This is a genomic window from Corynebacterium sp. LaCa_205, from assembly GCF_057458085.1.
Genome location: NZ_CP190931.1, coordinates 329661 through 348956 on the forward strand (window position 1 = coordinate 329661; position 19296 = coordinate 348956).

14 protein-coding genes and 1 riboswitch are annotated in these 19296 nt (G+C 60.7%); of the genes, 10 read left to right on the forward strand and 4 right to left on the reverse strand.

Annotated elements, in window-relative coordinates; all coding sequences use genetic code 11:
* Nucleotides 1–32: 32 nt before the first annotated feature.
* From ACP8J1_RS01690 to ACP8J1_RS01705, 4 genes are read right to left on the reverse strand one after another with little or no spacing between them, the layout of a single operon-like run.
* Nucleotides 33–1421 carry a type III PLP-dependent enzyme domain-containing protein gene (locus ACP8J1_RS01690; RefSeq protein ID WP_023020524.1) on the reverse strand — a complete coding sequence of 463 codons (1389 nt, stop codon included), beginning with the start codon at nt 1419–1421 and terminating at the stop codon, nt 33–35.
* Nucleotides 1418–2719: an FAD/NAD(P)-binding protein gene (locus ACP8J1_RS01695; protein WP_023020525.1), complete on the reverse strand. Its 1302-nt coding sequence runs from the start codon at nt 2717–2719 to the stop codon at nt 1418–1420. Before ACP8J1_RS01695 ends, ACP8J1_RS01690 begins: the two co-directional genes overlap by 4 nt.
* Entirely contained in the window at nt 2716–3732 is a 1017-nt protein-coding gene (locus tag ACP8J1_RS01700; RefSeq protein ID WP_023020526.1) for a pyridoxal-phosphate dependent enzyme, read from the reverse strand. Before ACP8J1_RS01700 ends, ACP8J1_RS01695 begins: the two co-directional genes overlap by 4 nt.
* A 32-nt stretch (nt 3733–3764) precedes the next feature.
* Nucleotides 3765–5069, reverse strand: coding sequence for a cryptochrome/photolyase family protein (locus ACP8J1_RS01705; RefSeq protein ID WP_023020527.1), 1305 nt, complete (start codon nt 5067–5069; stop codon nt 3765–3767).
* 314 nt (nt 5070–5383) lie between these two features.
* Between ACP8J1_RS01705 and rplJ the strand changes: the two genes are divergently transcribed.
* The 10 genes from rplJ to ACP8J1_RS01755 all read left to right on the forward strand — a co-directional run bounded on the left by rplJ (nt 5384) and on the right by ACP8J1_RS01755 (nt 19295).
* On the forward strand, nt 5384–5905 hold the full coding sequence (gene rplJ, locus ACP8J1_RS01710; protein WP_005322886.1) for a 50S ribosomal protein L10: 522 nt from the start codon (nt 5384–5386) through the stop codon (nt 5903–5905).
* Nucleotides 5906–5993: 88 nt separating this feature from the next.
* The gene (gene rplL / locus ACP8J1_RS01715) at nt 5994–6383 is read left to right on the forward strand and encodes a 50S ribosomal protein L7/L12 (protein WP_023020528.1); all 390 of its coding nucleotides are present in this window, start codon (nt 5994–5996) and stop codon (nt 6381–6383) included.
* 143 nt (nt 6384–6526) lie between these two features.
* Complete coding sequence (locus ACP8J1_RS01720) at nt 6527–6742, forward strand: type II toxin-antitoxin system RelE/ParE family toxin (protein ID WP_255342536.1); 216 nt, start codon at nt 6527–6529, stop codon at nt 6740–6742.
* A gap of 40 nt (nt 6743–6782) precedes the next feature.
* Nucleotides 6783–7115 (forward strand): HigA family addiction module antitoxin, encoded by a 333-nt coding sequence (locus tag ACP8J1_RS01725; RefSeq protein ID WP_023020529.1) that lies wholly within the window; start codon nt 6783–6785, stop codon nt 7113–7115.
* 69 nt (nt 7116–7184) lie between these two features.
* Nucleotides 7185–8201 carry a cell envelope lipid trafficking protein PgfA gene (pgfA, locus tag ACP8J1_RS01730; protein WP_023020530.1) on the forward strand — a complete coding sequence of 339 codons (1017 nt, stop codon included), beginning with the start codon at nt 7185–7187 and terminating at the stop codon, nt 8199–8201.
* Nucleotides 8202–8585: 384 nt separating this feature from the next.
* Nucleotides 8586–12080 (forward strand): DNA-directed RNA polymerase subunit beta, encoded by a 3495-nt coding sequence (gene rpoB / locus ACP8J1_RS01735; RefSeq protein WP_023020531.1) that lies wholly within the window; start codon nt 8586–8588, stop codon nt 12078–12080.
* Between the two features lie 107 nt (nt 12081–12187).
* On the forward strand, nt 12188–16183 hold the full coding sequence (locus ACP8J1_RS01740) for a DNA-directed RNA polymerase subunit beta' (RefSeq protein WP_023020532.1): 3996 nt from the start codon (nt 12188–12190) through the stop codon (nt 16181–16183).
* A 170-nt stretch (nt 16184–16353) separates the two neighbouring features.
* Nucleotides 16354–16486, forward strand: a riboswitch (TPP riboswitch).
* Nucleotides 16476–17090 carry an ECF transporter S component gene (locus ACP8J1_RS01745; protein ID WP_023020533.1) on the forward strand — a complete coding sequence of 205 codons (615 nt, stop codon included), beginning with the start codon at nt 16476–16478 and terminating at the stop codon, nt 17088–17090. (Overlaps the previous riboswitch by 11 nt.)
* A gap of 14 nt (nt 17091–17104) precedes the next feature.
* Entirely contained in the window at nt 17105–18532 is a 1428-nt protein-coding gene (locus ACP8J1_RS01750; protein WP_034656222.1) for an ABC transporter ATP-binding protein, read from the forward strand.
* A complete protein-coding gene (locus tag ACP8J1_RS01755) occupies nt 18525–19295 on the forward strand; it encodes an energy-coupling factor transporter transmembrane component T family protein (RefSeq protein WP_023020535.1) in 771 nt (256 codons plus the stop codon). Before ACP8J1_RS01750 ends, ACP8J1_RS01755 begins: the two co-directional genes overlap by 8 nt.
* Nucleotide 19296: the final 1 nt, after the last annotated feature.

Here is a 19296-nt window from a genome sequence, read left to right on the forward strand (position 1 = left end):
AGCCCTTTTTCTATATCTCGAGCCACTAGTAGTTATGTGGCGTCAATATCGTCTGGCACCCATTCGCCGCCGTCGTAGTAGACGTTTCGAGCCAAGGGAATCTGGTGCGAAGCAGACTCGAGGATGTGCATAAAATATCCGGCCGTGTTGGGAATGGCGAGGGTATCTCCTACGGCAATGCCCGCTGGGAAGTCCAGTTCGCGGCGCAGAATCACCTCGTCTTCAATGCAGTAGGCACCGACTACAAAGCCGGTACGTCGCTCGCGGGAGACCTCCTTTGCTGAACCGGCTGTAGGCACGAGGAGGGGGTCTAGCAGGATGTCATCCGCGGCGGTCCGGCACTGCGTGCGATTCATCGCCACACCGATAAGGGGCAGGCCATCAGAACGTTCTTTGAGAAAGCTCACCTCGGCGAGGATGACACCACAGCCGTCGAGGAGGCTGCGGCCCGGTTCTAGATGGAGGGCGATGTCCCGCTCTCGCAGGGCACCACCGGCGTTGCCGTAGCCGGGGACCTCACCGGAGAGAAGTTGGTTCAGCCACTGACCGCGCGTCGGTTCCTGCCAGAATGGGTAAGTATTGGAGAGCGGATCCGATTTCCAGGTAAAGGGGTCACCGGTACCAGCGCGTTGCGCAGAGATACGCGCTGTGTAGTTTTCCCACTGCTCGCGGGATTCTAAATAGCTCATGGGCACGCCGCCGCCGATATCGATGAAATTAGCGGGTTGGTTCATTGCGCGTAGGTGCTCGACTAGAGCAATGGCCTCTGTAAGGGCGGTGCGGCGATCCGCCTCGCTATAGCCATGCAGGTGGACGTGGACACCCACGGCACGAAGCTCCGTGGGCCACTCCGCTTTCTGCCATGCAGGTAGCCTTTCCCCGAAGCGGGTCGGTGGTAAATCATCTGGATCTGGAGCAAGGCGCGGTGCCACGCGGGCGGTAGTTTCTAAAGCTCGGGCGATGGCGGCGATGCGGCCGCATTCTGCGCGAGAATCGCACGATATAGTAACGCCACGCGAAATCGCGAGGCGGAGCAAACCATCGCTTTTGATAGCAGCGCTGAGGATGATGCGCTCTGGGGCTACATCGCGCTCGAGTACTTGGCGTAGCTCGTTCTCACTGGCTACATCCACGCCGAGTCCACTCTCGCGAGCGGCGTCGACAAAGCACAGCGCCTTATTGGCTTTGCGGGCGAAAAATACCCGAGTTTTCACGTCGTGGGAAGCACCGGCGTCTAGTAGCTCTTGGGCATTGTGGCGCAGTGGCGCGGGATTAAGCACGTTTACCGGAGAACCATAGCGCGAGGTGAGTGCGCTAACGTCTTGCGGGTTCTCCACGAGCTCTTGCATCCACTGCTCCCATCGGGCACGCAGCGGGACGGTGCCATGGACCGGCAGTGGGGCAACGGGAGGGGTGGTCATGGGTTTCCTACTTTCTCCGCCCAGCGGGGGATGTCATCGTGTACTAAACGGTTAAGAGAGTCATGCCCGGGCAGGGAGAGCTCATTCATGCGGCCAATTTCCACCACACCAGGAACGTTATGGAAGGGGGAGTGGGTGGCTTGGGGAGCCACAGTGGCGTCGATAAGCAGGTCCACGCCGCCCTTCTCCCGCCAGGAATCTATCTGCTCAGGAGTGCCTAGATACTGGGTATCCACCACCCCGGAGTGGATGAGCTCGAGCAGACGCCTGGCTGTGACCGGTGGTGGGCCGAAGGCCACCCGCTCAAGGGTGCGTGAGAGCTCGCGGAACCCGGGCATTGGGCCGTGTGCCTGGTGCCAATCGACGCAGTCTTGGAAGACCCCACGAAAAGCCGCGCCCACGGCCGTGGCCGGAGTCAGGGGACCAGTACCCTCGACCGCACGGAGGGAAGCCTCCAGCTCAGCGAGCGCAGCGCCAGTGAAATCCTGACCATCAATAACGGCTGCTAGTTCCGCACTAGAGAAGTCACCGAACTCGGCTGCGGCCCCGATGAGGATCTCGCGCAAATCTGCGGCGTTAGTGATGTGCACACAGGCCTGCCGCCACCGCGTCGAAACCTCCGGCAGCGGTGCCTCCGGAGAGGGCTTTACCTCCATAAATCGCCCGCCGCGGCTAACCGGATAAATGACCTCGGCGGTATCGCCATAAAGCAGGCATACATCGATAAAGCTTAAGGCGGCACCGCGCACGCCGATTCGCCGTGGAGCGCTAGGGAGGTCGGCGCCGAAATAGAGACCGGTGACGGGCACACGCGAAGTTTCGTGGACCAAGGAACCAGCATGGAGATGGTCGTGTCCGGTGCAGACCAGGACGTCGTCGAAGGGGGCGCCGTCGACCATGAAGCCTTCTCCGTCATTACTCACTTCGCTCACGCGGTGCGGCAGATGGCGAATGTGAACGTGCGCCGGCGCGCGCTGCAATGCGGCGGACCAGGTATCGGCGAGGAATTGGCCCACTTCGGCGCGCGGTGGGAAGGCATCGGTGGTGTCCCCACCGCGGCGGGCCCGCCATGCGTTGAAATTATCGTGGGCGGTGGTGACGATGGCGCAGTTGACGTTGAGGCGCCAGTGGGGCGGCTGCTGCGGGCGGTAGACAGCGCCTGAACCGGCCGGATACGGGTCGAAGACCGTGACATCGATGGGGATGCGGGCGCGCTCGATGAGTTCCTCTACAGCCCAGAGACCGCGCGGACCGCCTCCGATGATGGCAATGCGTCGGGCAGGCTTAGCGGAAGTCACTGCGCCGTCCCTTCGCTGCGCGCGGCAAGTTCGGCAGGTGAAATGCCGAAGTTTTCGCACACCCAGGAATCGTTATAGATAGTGTCTAAGTAAGGCTGGCCGGCGTCGTGTAGCACGGCAACCACCTCCGCCCCCGCCGGCAGGGAGGGGGCGAGGCGCTGGAAGGCTGCGATAACAGCACCGCCGGAAGCACCCGGCAGCAAACCCTCGGCCCGGGCGAGCCTGCGGGCGGCCACGATGGCCTCGAGATCGGGGACCCGCTCGACGGAGGAGGGCGAAAATTTGGTGGATAGGTCGGTCACGATACCTGCGCCATAGCCGGGCAGCATGCGGGTGCCACGCTCACCGCCGAAAAGTACGGAGCCCTCTGCATCAACGCCGATTGTTTGGGTACTGGCTCCCACCTCGGAAAGTTTGCGGACACAGCCGCCAAGGGTTCCGGTGGTACTCATAGCCACGAGCACATGGCTGGGTGCCTGCCCGAGTTGCTCCAGGATCTCAGTCATAGTGCCCTCCGCGTGGGCGTGGAAGGCGGCTTCATTGGAATACTGGTTGAGGTTGAAAGAATCGGGGATCTCTTCCAATAGCTCGGCCACGCGGGTGCGGCGGGCGGTGAGCCAATCGCCGGTTTCAGGATCTGGGTGGTCGAGCAATTCCACGTGTGCGCCATAGGCCCGCATGGTGGCCACCGTAGAAGCGTTGACGCGCGGATCCACCACACAATGGAACTTCATCCCCTGGAGCGGGGCTTGGCGAGCTAGCGCCATGCCCAGGTTGCCGGAGGAAGATTCCACCAGCGTCGAGCCTGGGCGGATATCGCCGGCTGCAAGGGCTGCCTGGATAAGCGCTCGCGCCGTCCGGTCTTTCGCAGAACCGCCAAGGTTGAATTGTTCGAGTTTGAGATAGAGGTGGACATCCGGCCGGGGACTAGTCGCCTCTACTCGCATGAGTGGGGTATTGCCAATGGGCGGGTGCGCTTGAGAATGAATCCTGGGGCTCATCATTGGCCCCATGGTAGACCTTTACGTCCACCTTTTCTGCAGGCTTAGTCTTTGATCTCCGCATAGGCATCGAGCGCGGCTTGGCGCGATTCCTGCAGGTCCACGATAGGCGGGGCGGACAGTGCGGGTGCCCAGCGGCGCACGTACTCGCCGTCGGGGTCGAAGCGCTTGGCTTGCGTTTCGGGGTTGAAGATGCGGAAGAAGGGCGCGGCGTCATCGCCGCAGCCGGCCACCCACTGCCAATTAAACGGGTTGGAGGCGGCATCGGCGTCCACCAAGGTGTCCCAGAACCATTCTTCGCCCAGGCGCCAGTGGATGCCTAGGTTCTTGGTGAGGAAGGAGCCCACCACCATGCGCACGCGATTGTGCATATAGCCGGTGGCCCATAGTTCGCGCATTCCGGCGTCGACAAGCGGAATGCCAGTAGTACCTGCCTGCCAGTCCTTGAGCCGCGGGTCATCCCAGGACCAGTCGAAGCGGTCGAATTTCTCCCGCACGTTCTCGGTGGCGAGATTGGGCAGGTGGTAGAGACGGTGCCAGGCAAAGTCGCGCCACAGTAGCTCGGAGTGAAACTTGGCGGCCTCTGGTTCCTCGGCTGCGGCGAACCACACCTCGCGCGGGGAGACCTCGCCAAAGCGCAGGTGGGGCGAGAGTAGGGAGGTGGCATTGAGCGCGGGGATATCGCGCTCCTCGGCGTAGTTGGCCAGGTCCAGCTGGGCTAGTCGCTCGCGCGCGCCGGCCTCGCCGGGCGTCCAGTGCTCGGCCAGCGATGCGGCCCATGCCGGTTCGGTGGGCTGGGGCCAGGCAGATGCACTGCTTGCCGACGCCCCCATTTCCGGCACCCCCTCCGGTTCATCTCCCGCCACCTGGGAGGCGGCGGCCTTGGAGAAAGGAGTAAAAACCTTATAGGGCTGGCCCTGGCCATTGGTGACCTCCCAGGGCTCCACCAAGGTGAAGCCGGGCGAGGACGTCGCGGTGATGCCCTGGGAGGCCAGGGTTTCCTTGACGGTGGCATCGACCTCGCGCAGCGGGCCGTGGTAGCGGCGGGTCCACGTGACGGTGGTGGCTCCCAGTTCGGTGGCGAGGCGGGGGATTTCCTCGCGAGCATCGCCGGCGGCGCGAATGAGTTCTACGCCGTGGTCGGCAAGGTCGCTAGCGAGGGCATAGAGGGAACGTTCGCGCCACCACGTGGTCGCGCCGCCCAGCGGGCGGGTGCCGGGATAGGCAGGTTCGTCGAGGACGACGGCGACCAAGGGGGCGTCGCCAAGCGCGGCGGCCTCGGCCGCGCGGGAAAGGGCCTGGTTATCGTGCAGGCGCAGGTCATCGCGGAACCACATGAGGCTGGTCATGGCGGCCATCCTACGCGGCGGAAACGGCGATTTGGAGAAACCGCGGGTGGGGAGGTAGTGTTTTCCACGAAGTTTGAACGGCCACTTCACGGCCGAGTCAAAGTTCACCGAAGACCGTTGGTCATCCATTTGGATCGAAGGTTCTCCATCCTAGGAGGCGGCCCACGCAGGAGACACTTTGCGATTATTCGCGGCATTCTCTTATGTCGCGCGCCCTGTGCTCTTGCACGGGGCTTTTGTTGTTTCGGGCAACCGAAGCGAGGAAGGCCCCGGCGGAATAATAAAAGAGATGTTTTGGAAGGAGGCGAGAGACAATGGCAAACCCAAAGAACACTGCAGACCTGGCAGAGCTGAAGGAGAAGCTGGCTGGCGCTAACTCTGTTGTATTGACCGAGTACCGCGGCCTGACCGTATCCCAGCTGCAGGAGCTGCGTAACGATCTGGGCTTTGACGTTGAATACTCCGTCGCCAAGAACACCCTTTTCAAGATCGCTGCCAAGGAAGCTGGCATCGAAGGTCTTGATGATTTGCTGACTGGCCCGACCGCAATTGCGTTCATCAAGGGCGAGGCAGTGGATGCTGCGAAGGTCATCACCAAGTTCGCTGATGACAACAAGGCACTCATCATCAAGGGTGGCTACATGGACGGCAACGCACTGTCTGCCGACCAGGTTGAGGCCATCGCCAAGCTGGATAACCGCGAGACCACCCTCGCAAAGCTGGCTGGCGCTATGAAGGGTTCTATGGCGAAGGCAGCCGCTCTCTTCAACGCTCCTGCAACCAAGGCTGTACGCACCGTCGCAGCCCTGCAGGACAAGAAGGAAGCAGAAGCTTAAGTCGTCACAAAAGACGCACAATTACAACACCGTGTGCGCGGCATAAATCACGCGCAGCGCACACACAACACAGAAAGGACTTGCCATCATGGCTAAGCTCACCAAGGACGAGCTCATTGAAGCTTTCAAGGAAATGACCCTCATCGAACTGTCCGAGTTCGTTAAGGAATTTGAAGAGGTATTCGACGTTGAGGCTGCTGCTCCGGTTGCTGCTGTTGCAGCTGGCGCTCCGGCTGAGGGCGGCGCTGCTGCTGCTGAGGAGAAGACCGAGTTCGACGTCGTTCTGACCGACGCTGGCGCTAAGAAGATTGGCGTTATTAAGGCTGTTCGCGAGATCGTCTCCGGCCTGGGCCTGAAGGAAGCTAAGGAAATGGTCGAGGGTGCTCCTAAGGCTATCCTCGAGGGCGCTTCCAAGGACGACGCTGAGGCTGCTAAGACCAAGCTGGAAGAGGCTGGCGCTTCCGTCGAGCTCAAGTAATTTCACTGAGCTTTACGCTTTCAAACCCCCACTCTTACCGCCGCGCGCGGTGGGAGCTGGGGGTTTCCTCGTTTTATGCTCGCGGGCGCTATGCGGGTAGTACAGCAATGGCCAGTAGTGTCAAAGTGTGACACTATGGCATTGTGGAGTTCAGGAGGGGTAGCTTAGAGCGCTTTCACACAGATGGTAAGGCGCCAAAGTACGTGCCCCCTGAACTGCGAAGGATACTGCGTCGCAAACTCATCATGATTGACCGAGCAGCCTCTCTTGCTGATTTGAGGATTCCACCAGCGAATCACTTAGAGAGGTTGAAAGGGCAGTGGGACGGATTTTATTCCATCCGCGTTAACGCGCAGTGAAGAGTAGTCTTTCGATGGACAGGGAAAGGAGCTGTGGACGTTGACTTCATCGATTATCACAAATGAGGGAGAGGAAGCTTCGGATATCATATCCGTTCCACACCCTGGGGAGGTTCTGCGCGAGGAGTTTCTGGAGCCGCTCGGACTTACTCAATACCGCTTAGCCAGGGATATTTTTAGCTCCAAATCCCAAATTTCCAAGCTGGTGCGTGGGCGCATTGGGATTAGTGCGGAAATGGCGCTACGTCTTTCCGCCTATTTTGGCAATTCGGCAGAGTTCTGGCTGGGACTGCAGGAAGAGTTTGATCTTTGGTGCGCGCGCCAAACCACGGATACGAGCAGCATCGTTGCTTGGAATAAGCACACAGCTTAAAAATCAATCCGGCGTAGCGGGGCCTGTAGAAACAAGGAATCGCCGCTACGGGCTGTAGAATTAGCCCCCATGCTGCCCAAGTCCCGCATTTTTTCCGTCCTGCTCCTAGGCCTCGGTGTTGCGCTCATCGCCGCCGGTATTGTGGCGCCGGCGTTTTTGGATTACTCCCCGCGGCTGCCGCTGAACCTGAAAAACAGTACGTGGACACTGCACGATGATTCTGCGGATTCGCAGCAGCTGTCCAAGGACGGCACACAGCCGTATTCGGGCCCCATGACCTACCAAATCAACATGGATATCCAAGAGCCCTCGGACGAGGAGAATGCTACCGTGCGCATCGGTGAGACCCGCATGCGCGGTGAGGGAGAGGGCCTTAATGACCTGAGCCAGGCCCAGGTGTGGACGTACCCCGTAGATCGCCTGAGCGGCGAGGCAGCAGGAGAGGCCACGTTGAGCCACACACTCGCAACCCCGTCCGACACGGTGACCGTGGACGGATATTGGCTCAAGTTCCCAGCGGACGCGGAAAAGACCAACTACCCGGTCTTTGACCCGACCCTGCGCAAGGCCGTCGATGCAGTCTTTGAAGAAGAAACCACGATGGACGGCCGCACGGTCTACCGCTACCACCAAGAAATTGAGCCGACCAACGTCGCGCAGCTATTTGCGGCCGATGGCAATACCACCAGCCTGCCCAAGGAAGACGGCGGCGAGGAGCAGGGCTACCTGACCCACTCCGGAAGCCGTGACTTCTACGTGGACCAACAAACCGGCCTCGTAGTGGGCATGGATATGGATATCGATGATTACTACGCGGACCGCGAGGGCGTGGGCCGCGAGCGCGCCTTCGTCTTTAATGGCTCTACCTCCGAAGAGGACCAGCAGGCGCTGCTCAAAGAGGCGGCAGATTTCCCGCGCGACCGCGTGGCGGAGATCGTGCGGTGGGTTGCCATCGGCCTCGGCGCACTGTTGACCCTGCTCGGAATCATTGGCGCATTGGGCCTAATTGGCGGCAAGAATAAGCATGCCCGCCCGCGCCATAACCGCGGGCGCATCGGCGGGAGCGCGGTGCCAGCGAGCCGGTAAAAGCGCAGCTGGAAAACAAAATCGCCGCCGGGGTTGCGGTGTATTGAGATTTTAGTGGTAGGGTGCTCGGTGGTTGTCGCGCACAGTCGCGCGACGTGGACGCGTTAGCGCCGCGGCGAGCACGAGCTTGCCCCCTAGCGCGGTAGCGACACGCCCCAAGTGTGGTGTGTCTTTACATGGCAGGTCTTTTCCTATAAGCTGTTTCGTTGCGCTGGAATCTGGATCTTCGGTGCACATTTAGCCTTTCAGGCCGGTGATGGCAAAACCGACTTGACAAGGTGATTTTGTGCATTCTGAACCCAGACACTCCACAGCAGACCGAATGCTAGAATTACCAGCGGTTTTGCGGCTCGTCGGCCAGGGCGAGCAGGCAATCCGCGTGAGGTGCTGGAAGGACCCATCTTGGCAGTCTCCCGCCAGACCAAGTCAGTGGCCAATATCCCCGGAGCCCCGAAGCGATACTCGTTTGCAAAAATCAGCGAGCCTATCGCCCTGCCGGGTCTCCTTGACGTACAACTTGATTCCTTTGATTGGCTCGTTGGCGCGCCGGAGTGGCGCGAGCGCGAGCAGGCTGAGCGCGGCGATGACGCCCGCGTGACGAGCGGCCTCGAGGACATCCTCGAAGAGCTCTCGCCGATTGAGGACTACTCGGGCAATATGTCCCTGTCCCTGTCGGAGCCGCGCTTTGAACCGGTGAAGAACACCGTGGATGAGTGCAAGGAAAAGGACATCAACTACTCCGCGCCGCTGTACGTGACCGCAGAGTTTATTAATAACGACACCCAAGAGATTAAGTCGCAGACCGTCTTCATCGGCGATTTCCCGATCATGACGGATATGGGCACGTTCATCGTGAACGGTACCGAGCGCGTCGTCGTCTCTCAGCTGGTGCGCTCCCCGGGCGTGTACTTCGATCGCTCGATCGATAAGTCCACCGAGCGCCCGCTGCACTCCGTGAAGGTTATTCCTTCCCGCGGTGCATGGTTGGAGTTCGACGTCGACAAGCGCGACACCGTCGGCGTGCGCATTGACCGCAAGCGCCGCCAGCCGGTAACCGTGCTGCTTAAGGCACTGGGTTGGAGCGAGGAGCAGATCAGGGATCGCTTCGGCTTCTCCGAGCTCATGATGTCCACCCTGGAGTCTGACGGTGTAGCGAACACCGATGAGGCACTGCTGGAGATCTACCGCAAGCAGCGCCCAGGCGAGCAGCCCACCCGCGAGCTGGCTCAGTCCTTGCTGGATAACTCCTTCTTCCGTGCAAAGCGTTACGACCTGGCTAAGGTCGGCCGCTACAAGGTCAACCGCAAGCTGGGGCTCGGCGGCGACCACGATGGTCTGATGACCCTGACCGAGGAAGACATTGCCGTCACCCTCGAGTACCTGGTCCGCCTGCACGTAGGCGAGCGCGAGATGAAGGCACCGAACGGTGAGATGATCTCCCTGCACACGGATGACATCGACCACTTTGGTAACCGTCGCCTGCGCACCGTGGGCGAGCTCATCCAGAACCAGGTCCGCGTCGGCCTGTCCCGCATGGAGCGCGTTGTGCGCGAGCGCATGACCACCCAGGACGCGGAGTCCATCACTCCGACCTCCCTGATTAACGTGCGCCCGGTCTCTGCTGCTATCCGCGAGTTCTTCGGTACCTCGCAGCTGTCCCAGTTCATGGACCACAACAACTCGCTGTCCGGCCTGACCCACAAGCGCCGCCTGTCCGCGCTGGGCCCAGGCGGCCTGTCTCGTGAGCGCGCCGGCATTGAGGTGCGAGACGTTCACGCTTCTCACTACGGCCGCATGTGCCCGATTGAGACTCCCGAGGGCCCGAACATTGGCCTCATTGGTGCGCTGGCGTCCTACGCCCGCGTGAATGCCTTCGGCTTCATTGAGACCCCGTACCGCAAGGTTGTGGACGGCAAGATTACCGACCAGGTGGAGTACCTCACCGCCGATGAAGAGGACCGCTTCGCTATTGCTCAGGCCGAGGTCGAGCAGGACGCAGAGGGCAACCTCACCGGCGAGCGTATTGAGGTCCGCCTGAAGGACGGCGACATCGGGCTTACCGACGCCGCCGGTGTGGACTACGTTGACGTCTCCCCGCGCCAGATGGTTTCCGTGGGTACCGCCATGATTCCGTTCTTGGAGCACGACGATGCTAACCGTGCCTTGATGGGTGCGAACATGCAGAAGCAGGCAGTGCCGCTGGTACGCTCCGAGGCCCCGCTGGTTGGTACCGGCATGGAGCAGCGCGCTGCGTACGACGCTGGCGACGTTGTCATCACCCCGAAGGCCGGCGTGGTCGAAAACGTCACCGCTGATGTCATCACCATCATGGATGATGAGGGCCAGCGCGATACCTACATCCTGCGTAAGTTCGAGCGCACCAACCAGGGCACCAACTACAACCAGACCCCGCTGGTTTCCATGGGCGAGCGCGTAGAGGCCGGCCAGGTTCTGGCCGATGGCCCGGGTACCCACAATGGTGAGATGTCCCTCGGCCGCAACCTGCTGGTTGCCTTCATGCCGTGGGAAGGCCATAACTACGAGGACGCCATCATCCTTAACCAGCGCATCGTGGAGGAGGACATCCTGACCTCCGTCCACATCGAGGAGCACGAGATCGATGCCCGCGATACCAAGCTGGGCGCCGAGGAAATTACCCGCGAGATTCCGAACGTCTCCGAGGACGTCCTGAGCGATCTGGACGAGCGCGGCATCATCCGCATCGGTGCCGACGTCCGCGCCGGCGACATCCTGGTGGGTAAGGTCACCCCGAAGGGCGAGACCGAGCTGACCCCGGAGGAGCGCCTGCTGCGCGCCATCTTCGGCGAGAAGGCCCGCGAGGTCCGCGATACCTCCATGAAGGTGCCGCACGGTGAGGTAGGCAAGGTCATTGGCGTTGCTCGCTTCTCCCGCGACGATGATGACGATCTGGCCCCTGGCGTCAACGAGATGATTCGTGTCTACGTTGCCCAGAAGCGCAAGATCCAGGACGGCGATAAGATGGCCGGCCGCCACGGCAACAAGGGTGTTGTGGGCAAGATTCTACCGCCAGAGGATATGCCGTTCATGGAAGACGGCACCCCGGTCGACATCCTGCTGAACACCCACGGTGTGCCGCGTCGTATGAACATTGGCCAGGTCCTTGAGGTTCACTTGGGCTGGCTGGCACACGCTGGCTGGAAGGTCGATACCGAGGATCCAAAGAACGCCGAGCTGCTCAAGACCCTGCCGGAAGAGCTCTATGACGTTCCTGCGGATTCCTTGACGGCGACCCCGGTCTTCGACGGTGCTACCAACCATGAGATCGAGCGCCTGCTGGCTTCTTCCCGTCCTAACCGCGACGGCGATGTGCTGGTGGATGAGCACGGCAAGGCCACGCTTTTCGACGGCCGCTCGGGCGAACCGTACAAGTACCCAATTTCGGTTGGCTACATGTACATGCTCAAGCTGCACCACTTGGTCGATGAGAAGATTCACGCCCGTTCCACCGGTCCTTACTCCATGATTACCCAGCAGCCGCTGGGTGGTAAGGCCCAGTTCGGTGGCCAGCGCTTCGGCGAGATGGAGGTGTGGGCAATGCAGGCATACGGCGCTGCCTACACCCTGCAGGAGCTGCTGACCATCAAGTCCGATGACGTCGTCGGCCGCGTGAAGGTCTACGAAGCCATTGTTAAGGGCGACAATATTCCAGATCCGGGCATTCCTGAGTCCTTCAAGGTGTTGCTCAAGGAGCTGCAGTCCCTGTGCTTGAACGTGGAAGTTCTTTCCACCGACGGCACGCCGATGGAGCTGTCTGGCTCTGATGACGATGACATGGATAGCCCATCGCTTGGCATTAACCTGTCCCGCGATGAGGGCTCTTCCGCTGACATCGCCTAATTAGTTTCTTGGTCCACCGCGGGGTAAGTCCCCGTGGTAGGGCGTAAACGTTCCATTCATACAAAGCCATCAATTCCTCGACAACGAGGATGAAAGGGAGACATTACGTGTTTGACGTAAATCTCTTCGACGAGCTCCGCATCGGTCTGGCCACCGCAGACGATATTCGTCGCTGGTCCAAGGGCGAGGTCAAAAAGCCTGAGACCATTAACTACCGCACCCTGAAGCCGGAGAAGGACGGCCTCTTCTGTGAGCGCATCTTCGGCCCCACCCGTGACTGGGAGTGCGCTTGTGGTAAGTACAAGCGCGTCCGCTACAAGGGCATCATCTGTGAGCGCTGTGGCGTTGAGGTCACCAAGTCCAAGGTTCGCCGTGAGCGCATGGGCCACATTGAGCTGGCCGCTCCGGTAACCCACATCTGGTACTTCAAGGGCGTTCCGTCCCGCTTGGGCTACCTGCTGGACCTGGCTCCGAAGGATCTCGAGCGCATCATTTACTTCGCCGCCAATATCATCACCTCCGTGGATGAAGAGGCTCGCCACAACGATCAGTCCACCCTGGAAGCAGAAATGCTCCTGGAGAAGAAGGACGTTGAGGACGATACCGAGTCCGAGATCGCAGAGCGCGCCTCCAAGCTGGAGTCTGACCTGGCTGAGTTGGAAGCAGCCGGTGCCAAGGCCGATGCCCGTAAGAAGGTAAAGAACGCTGCCGATAAGGAAATGCAGCACATCCGCGAGCGTGGCGAGCGCGAAATCGCCCGCCTGGATGAAATCTGGAATACCTTCATCAAGCTGGCTCCAAAGCAGATGATCATCGATGAGACCATCTACGAAGAGCTGGTTGACCGCTACGAGGATTACTTCACCGGCGGCATGGGCGCAGAAGCTATCCAGACCCTGGTCCGCAACTTCGACCTCGAGGCTGAGGCCGAGGAGCTGCGCGAGATCATCAACAACGGCAAGGGCCAGAAGAAGATGCGTGCTCTCAAGCGCCTGAAGGTCGTTGCTGCCTTCCTGCGCTCCGGCAACGATCCGGCCGGCATGGTGTTGGATGCCATCCCGGTTATCCCGCCAGAGCTGCGCCCAATGGTGCAGCTGGACGGTGGCCGCTTTGCTACCTCCGACCTGAATGACCTCTACCGCCGCGTGATCAACCGCAATAACCGTTTGAAGCGCATGATCGACCTGGGCGCTCCAGAGATCATCGTGAACAACGAGAAGCGCATGCTGCAGGAGTCTGTGGACGCGCTCTTCGATAACGGCCGCCGCGGCCGTCCGGTTACCGGCCCGGGCAACCGTCCACTGAAGTCTCTGTCTGACTTGCTCAAGGGCAAGCAGGGCCGTTTCCGCCAGAACTTGCTGGGTAAGCGCGTGGACTACTCCGGCCGTTCCGTTATTATTGTCGGCCCGCAGCTGAAGCTGCACGAGTGTGGTCTGCCGAAGCTCATGGCGCTCGAGCTATTCAAGCCGTTCGTCATGAAGCGCTTGGTAGAAAACGACTATGCCCAGAACATCAAGTCCGCCAAGCGCATGGTTGAGCGCCAGCGCCCAGAGGTGTGGGACGTTCTGGAGCAGGCCATTTCTGAGCACCCTGTGATGCTCAACCGTGCACCTACGCTGCACCGCCTGGGCATTCAGGCCTTCGAGCCGAAGCTGGTTGAGGGTAAGGCTATTCAGCTGCACCCGCTGGCTTGTGAGGCGTTCAACGCCGACTTCGACGGTGACCAGATGGCAGTCCACCTGCCGCTGTCCGCTGAGGCACAGGCTGAGGCCCGCGTCTTGATGCTGGCGTCCAATAACATTCTGTCCCCGGCATCCGGTAAGCCACTGGCTATGCCGCGTCTGGATATGGTTACCGGTCTGTACTACCTGACGATGGACAAGTCCGAGGACGAGATCGGTGGCAACGGCCGCTTCCGCGAGGCAGAAGAGGACAAGCCAGCAACCGGCGTTTACTCCTCCTACGCCGAGGCCCTCATGGCCTATGACCGCGGCACCGTTGGCCTGCAGGCCCCGATCAAGGTCCGCATCGATCACCTTCGCCCGCCGAAGGAGATCGAGGAGGAGCAGTTCCCGGATGGCTGGACCAAGGGCCAGGCATGGATGGGCTACACCACCATTGGCCGCGTCATGTTCAACGAGTTGTTGCCATGGAACTACCCGTACCTCGAGGGCATCATGGTCCGTAAGGGCGGCGGCTCTGGCAACAAGGTCCTCATCGGTGACGTGGTCAATGACTTGGCCAATAAGTACCCGATGATCACCGTGGCTCAGGTGCTGGACAACATGAAGGATGCCGGCTTCTACTGGGCAACCCGTTCTGGCGTGACCATCACTATGTCTGACGTTCTGGTTCTGCCGAATAAGACCGAGATCCTCGAGTCTTATGAGAAGGAAGCAGAGCGCATCGAGCGTAAGTACTGGGAGCAGGGTGCTCTGACCGAGCGCGAGCGCTACGATCGCCTGGTTGAGCTGTGGAAGGACGCTACCGATACCGTCGGTGAGGCCGTCGAGAACATGTACCCTGACCACAACCCGATTCCGATGATTGTGAAGTCTGGTGCGGCCGGTAACATGCGTCAGATCTGGACGCTGGCCGGTATGAAGGGCATGGTTGTGAACTCGCACGGTGATTACATCACCCGTCCGATTAAGACCTCCTTCCGTGAAGGCCTGTCCGTGCTGGAGTACTTCAACAACTCCCACGGTTCCCGTAAGGGTCTGGCCGATACCGCGCTGCGTACCGCTGACTCAGGCTACCTCACCCGTCGTCTGGTGGACGTGGCCCAGGACGTCATCGTCCGCGAAGAGGACTGTGGCACCCGCCAGGGCGTTCGCGTCCCCATCGGCGAGGTTTCCGGCGACAAGGTGGTTCTCTCCGAGCTGTGGGAGACCTCCGCATCCGGCCGCGTTCTCGCGACCGATGTCAAGGACGACAATGGCGAGGTCGTGGCCGAGGCCGGCTCCGACCTCACCGAGGAACTCACCCAGAAGCTGTTGGACGCCAAGGTTACTGAGGTCAAGGTTCGCTCCGTGCTGACCTGCCAGACCCCGGCTGGCGTGTGTGCCAAGTGCTACGGCAAGTCCATGGCTTCCGGCCAGCTGGTCGATATCGGCGAGGCCGTCGGCATCGTGGCGGCACAGTCCATTGGTGAGCCGGGCACCCAGCTGACCATGCGTACGTTCCACCAGGGTGGTGTCGGTGGCGATATTACCGGCGGTCTCCCGCGTGTTCAGGAGCTTTTCGAGGCCCGTAACCCGAAGAACCGCGCTCCTATCGCTTCCGTTGACGGCACCGTATCCCTGTCCGATGAGGGCAACTTCTGGACCCTGACCATCACCCCGGATGACGGTTCTGATGATGTGGTCTATGAGAAGCTCTCCAAGCGTCAGGGCCTGGCTCAGGTCCGTCGCCCGATGGAGTCCAACCCGGATGCGATGATCGAGCGTTCCCTCAAGGACGGCGACCACGTCGAGACCGGAGACCGCCTGATGCGCGGTGCGGCTGACCCGCACGACGTGCTCGAGGTCCTCGGCCGTCGTGGCGTGGAGCAGCACCTCATCAACGAGGTGCAGGCTGTGTACCGTACCCAGGGTGTGGCTATCCACGATAAGCACATCGAGATCATCATCCGCCAGATGCTGCGCCGCGGTACCGTCATTGATGCGGGTACTACGGACTTGTTGCCGGGTAACCTCATCGACCTTTCTGAGGCTAAGCAGCTCAATGCTGCTCAGGTTGCAGAAGGTGGCGAGCCGGCTCAGCTGCGCTCGGAGATCATGGGTATTACCAAGGCTTCCTTGGCTACCGAGTCCTGGTTGTCTGCTGCATCGTTCCAGGAGACCACGCGTGTGCTTACCGACGCCGCTATTAACAAGCGCTCCGATAAGCTCATCGGTCTCAAGGAGAACGTCATCATCGGTAAGCTGATCCCTGCCGGTACCGGTATCTCCCGCTACCGCAATATCTCCGTCAAGCCGACCGAGGCTGCACGCAACGCTGCATACTCGATTCCGACTTACGGCGATTCCATCTACGGTGATGACGGCTTCGGTGAATTCACCGGTGCTTCCGTCCCACTGGATGAGGACTTCACCTTCTAACGTGCAGTTCAATTTGCGTTAACGCGGGAAATAGATGGCCCCGCCTTCCTGAACGATAGGAAGGCGGGGCTGTTTCGATGTCTAGGGAGCACCGCTAGACTGCTTTGCTAGTATGAATGCAGCTTTTGGCCAGTCACCTTTAAAGGAGTGCGGCCTAAGTCATTGAAAATTGCACACTTCACGGGTGCTTACGCGCTGCTCGGTTTTGCAGCTGTGTCGGGCTGAGATGCCACAGAAGTTGTGGCGAACCGTAGAACCTGATCCGGGTAATGCCGGCGAGAGGGAGGAAATTATGACAACTAATACACGTGTGTCCGCTGCCCCGAAGCGCAGCCTGAACTGGCGCGTGGTCGATATTGTGGTGGCGTCCGTTTTGGGCGTGGCCTGCGGAGTTTTATTCCTGGTATGGAATGCAGTGGGTTATGCCTGGTTTGAAGCTATGGACGCCGTGACTCCGGGCCTGGGAGGCATTGCTACTGGTATTTGGCTTATCGGTGGCGTGCTGGGTGGCTTGATTATTCGCAAGCCGGGTGCGGCCATCTATGTTGAGGTTTTGGCCGCCACCGTATCGGCGGTGCTGGGCTCCCAGTGGGGTATTAGCACCCTGTATTCGGGCCTGGCGCAGGGTATCGGCGTGGAAATCATCCTGGCGATCTTCCTGTACCGCAAGTTTGGCCTGGGAGTATCCATTCTGGCCGGCATGGCAGCTGGCTGGGGTGCGTTCATCTTGGAGCTGTTTACCTCCGGCAACCTGGCTCGTTCCTTCGAGTTCAAGCTCATCTATTTTGTAACTCTGAACATCTCCGGCGCTATCTTGGCCGGTGCGCTGGGTTTCTTCGTGGTGAAAGCCCTGGCTAAAACCGGTGCCCTGGATCGCTTTGCCGCAGGCCGTGAACAGCGCGCTTAGGGCGTGTTGTGTCCGTGTCTGATTGTGCATCATTGGCGGGAAACGCCACCAAGATAACGGCCCGAGGATTCGGCTGGACTCATGCCGGGCGCAGCGAACCGGCGCTATCCGATATTGACCTGATCATCGAGCCAGGAGAACGCGTGCTTTTATGCGGCGACTCTGGATCGGGTAAGTCCACTTTCCTTGCGGCGATGGCCGGAGTGCTGGGTTCCGATGAGGAAGGAACCCGCACTGGTGAAATTCTCTTGGAAGATTCCACCGGCATGGTGGAGGAGCCTGGACATACCATCCCAGTGGGGCTGGTGCTTCAGGATCCGGATTCCCAAGTGATCTCCGCGCGTGTTGGCGATGACATTGCTTTCGGCTGCGAGAACCTGGCGTATCCGCGCGGGGAAATCTGGCGCCGTGTGGCCGCCGCTAAGGAACTGGTTGGCCCATTCGTGGATCTGGATTTCCCCACCGAGAGGCTTTCTGGTGGGCAAAAACAGCGTTTGGCGTTGGCCGGCGTCATTGCAATGGGTGCGGGTGTGGTGCTGCTGGATGAGCCCACGGCCAACTTAGACCCCGAGGGTGCGCGAGATGTCGTGCGCGCCGTGTCCGCGTTGGTGGAGGAAACCGGTGCCACGCTCGTTGTAGTAGAACACCAGCACGCGGCGTGGAAAGGTGTGCTCGAGCGCGCGGTGGAGTTGGACCATGGGCGCATAGTCTCTGATGGTCCTTTCGCGGAGGTGGCCCAGCGTCGCCGAGTCGAAGGATTGCCGCAGGCGCGCCGTTTGGGCGAGGCCGAATTGGCAGGGCGCGAGGCCGCGCTGTGGAGTACGGACCTCGTCACCCGCTATGGACCGCCGCGCACGATTGCGCTGCCGGCGGGAGCCTCCACGGTCATTACCGGGCCGAATGGCGCGGGTAAGTCCACCTGGTTGATGACCATGGCCGGGTTACTGCCGGCCAAATCAGGGGAAATTGGGGTGGCCGATTTCGTGCGCCGCGGGGTCAAAGGGTCGCCGCTGCGCTGGAAATCACGCGAGCTGGCGGACCGCATTGGCTTTGTCTTCCAGAATCCGGAGCACCAATTTGTCGCCCGAACGGTGGCCGAGGAGCTGCGGGTTGCGCCCAAGGTAATGCGCGTGGACCCGCCGGAGGAGAGGATCGCGCAGCTCGTGGAATCACTGCGGCTGGAGCATCTCTTGGAAGCCAACCCGTTTACGCTCTCTGGCGGCGAAAAGCGGCGCCTGTCGGTGGCCACTGCCTTGGTGACCGCCCCGTCGGTGCTGCTCTTGGACGAGCCCACCTTTGGGCAAGACCCTCAGACCTTTGTGGAGCTGGTGCGCTTGCTGCGGCAATTGGCAGATGATGACACCACCATTGCCTCTATTACCCATGACCCGCTATTTATCCAGGCCTTGGGAGATCACCGAGTGGAGGTGCGCGGTGCCTAATCTTTTGCGCGGAGCTAACCCGCTAAGCCGCATCTTTTTGATGTTTATCTGGGTTAGCCCACTATTGGCCTCCATTGACCGGGTCTCGGCTGCGGTATCGCTGACGCTTACCCTGATCCTCGCGCCGCTGTGCGGGGTGTCATGGGGGCAGCTACTAAAGGGCGGTTGGTTCCTCTTTCTCATTGCGCCGATTTCTGGCATCTCGATGCTGTTGTATGGCGAGCCTGGTGGCACGGAGTACTTCAGCTGGTGGCTCATCGCGGTAACGCAGAACTCGCTGACCCTCGCGGTTGCCATTACGCTGCGCGTCTTTGCTGTGGCGCTGCCCATGGTGGTCTTGGCTCGCGATATTGACCCGACGGAACTGGGCGATGCGCTCTCGCAGATCCTCAAGCTGCCCTCGCGCTTTGTTATTGGTGCGGTCGCCGGCGTGCGTATGATGACGCTCTTCCAGTCCGATTGGCAGTCGTTGGGGATGGCGCGCAGGGCGAGGGGGCTGACGGACGTCGGCAAGCTGCAGCATCTGCTGACCATGTCCTTTGGTCTTCTAGTAATTGCGCTGCGCCGCGGTGGCAAGCTGGCCACCGCCATGGAGGCGCGCGGTTTCGGCCGCACCCCACCTGGCGGTGGGAAGCGCTCGTGGGCGCGCGAATCGCGGCTGCGGGCCCGCGATGGGTGGATTATGACCTGCGGTGCCGTCCTGGCTTTCGTACCGGTGGTAGTTTCGGTACTCACTGGGGCCTGGAGATTCTTCGGCCTATAAA

Bases quoted from the DNA above. Each gene is read 5' to 3' on its own strand.
- ACP8J1_RS01705 (WP_023020527.1), bottom strand. From the start codon at position 5,069: ATGACCAGCCTCATGTGGTTCCGCGATGACCTGCGCCTGCACGATAAC.
- rplL (WP_023020528.1), top strand. From the start codon at position 5,994: ATGGCTAAGCTCACCAAGGACGAGCTCATTGAAGCTTTCAAGGAAATG.
- pgfA (WP_023020530.1), top strand. From the start codon at position 7,185: ATGCTGCCCAAGTCCCGCATTTTTTCCGTCCTGCTCCTAGGCCTCGGT.
- rplJ (WP_005322886.1), top strand. From the start codon at position 5,384: ATGGCAAACCCAAAGAACACTGCAGACCTGGCAGAGCTGAAGGAGAAG.
- ACP8J1_RS01745 (WP_023020533.1), top strand. From the start codon at position 16,476: ATGACAACTAATACACGTGTGTCCGCTGCCCCGAAGCGCAGCCTGAAC.
- ACP8J1_RS01690 (WP_023020524.1), bottom strand. From the start codon at position 1,421: ATGACCACCCCTCCCGTTGCCCCACTGCCGGTCCATGGCACCGTCCCG.
- ACP8J1_RS01700 (WP_023020526.1), bottom strand. From the start codon at position 3,732: ATGGGGCCAATGATGAGCCCCAGGATTCATTCTCAAGCGCACCCGCCC.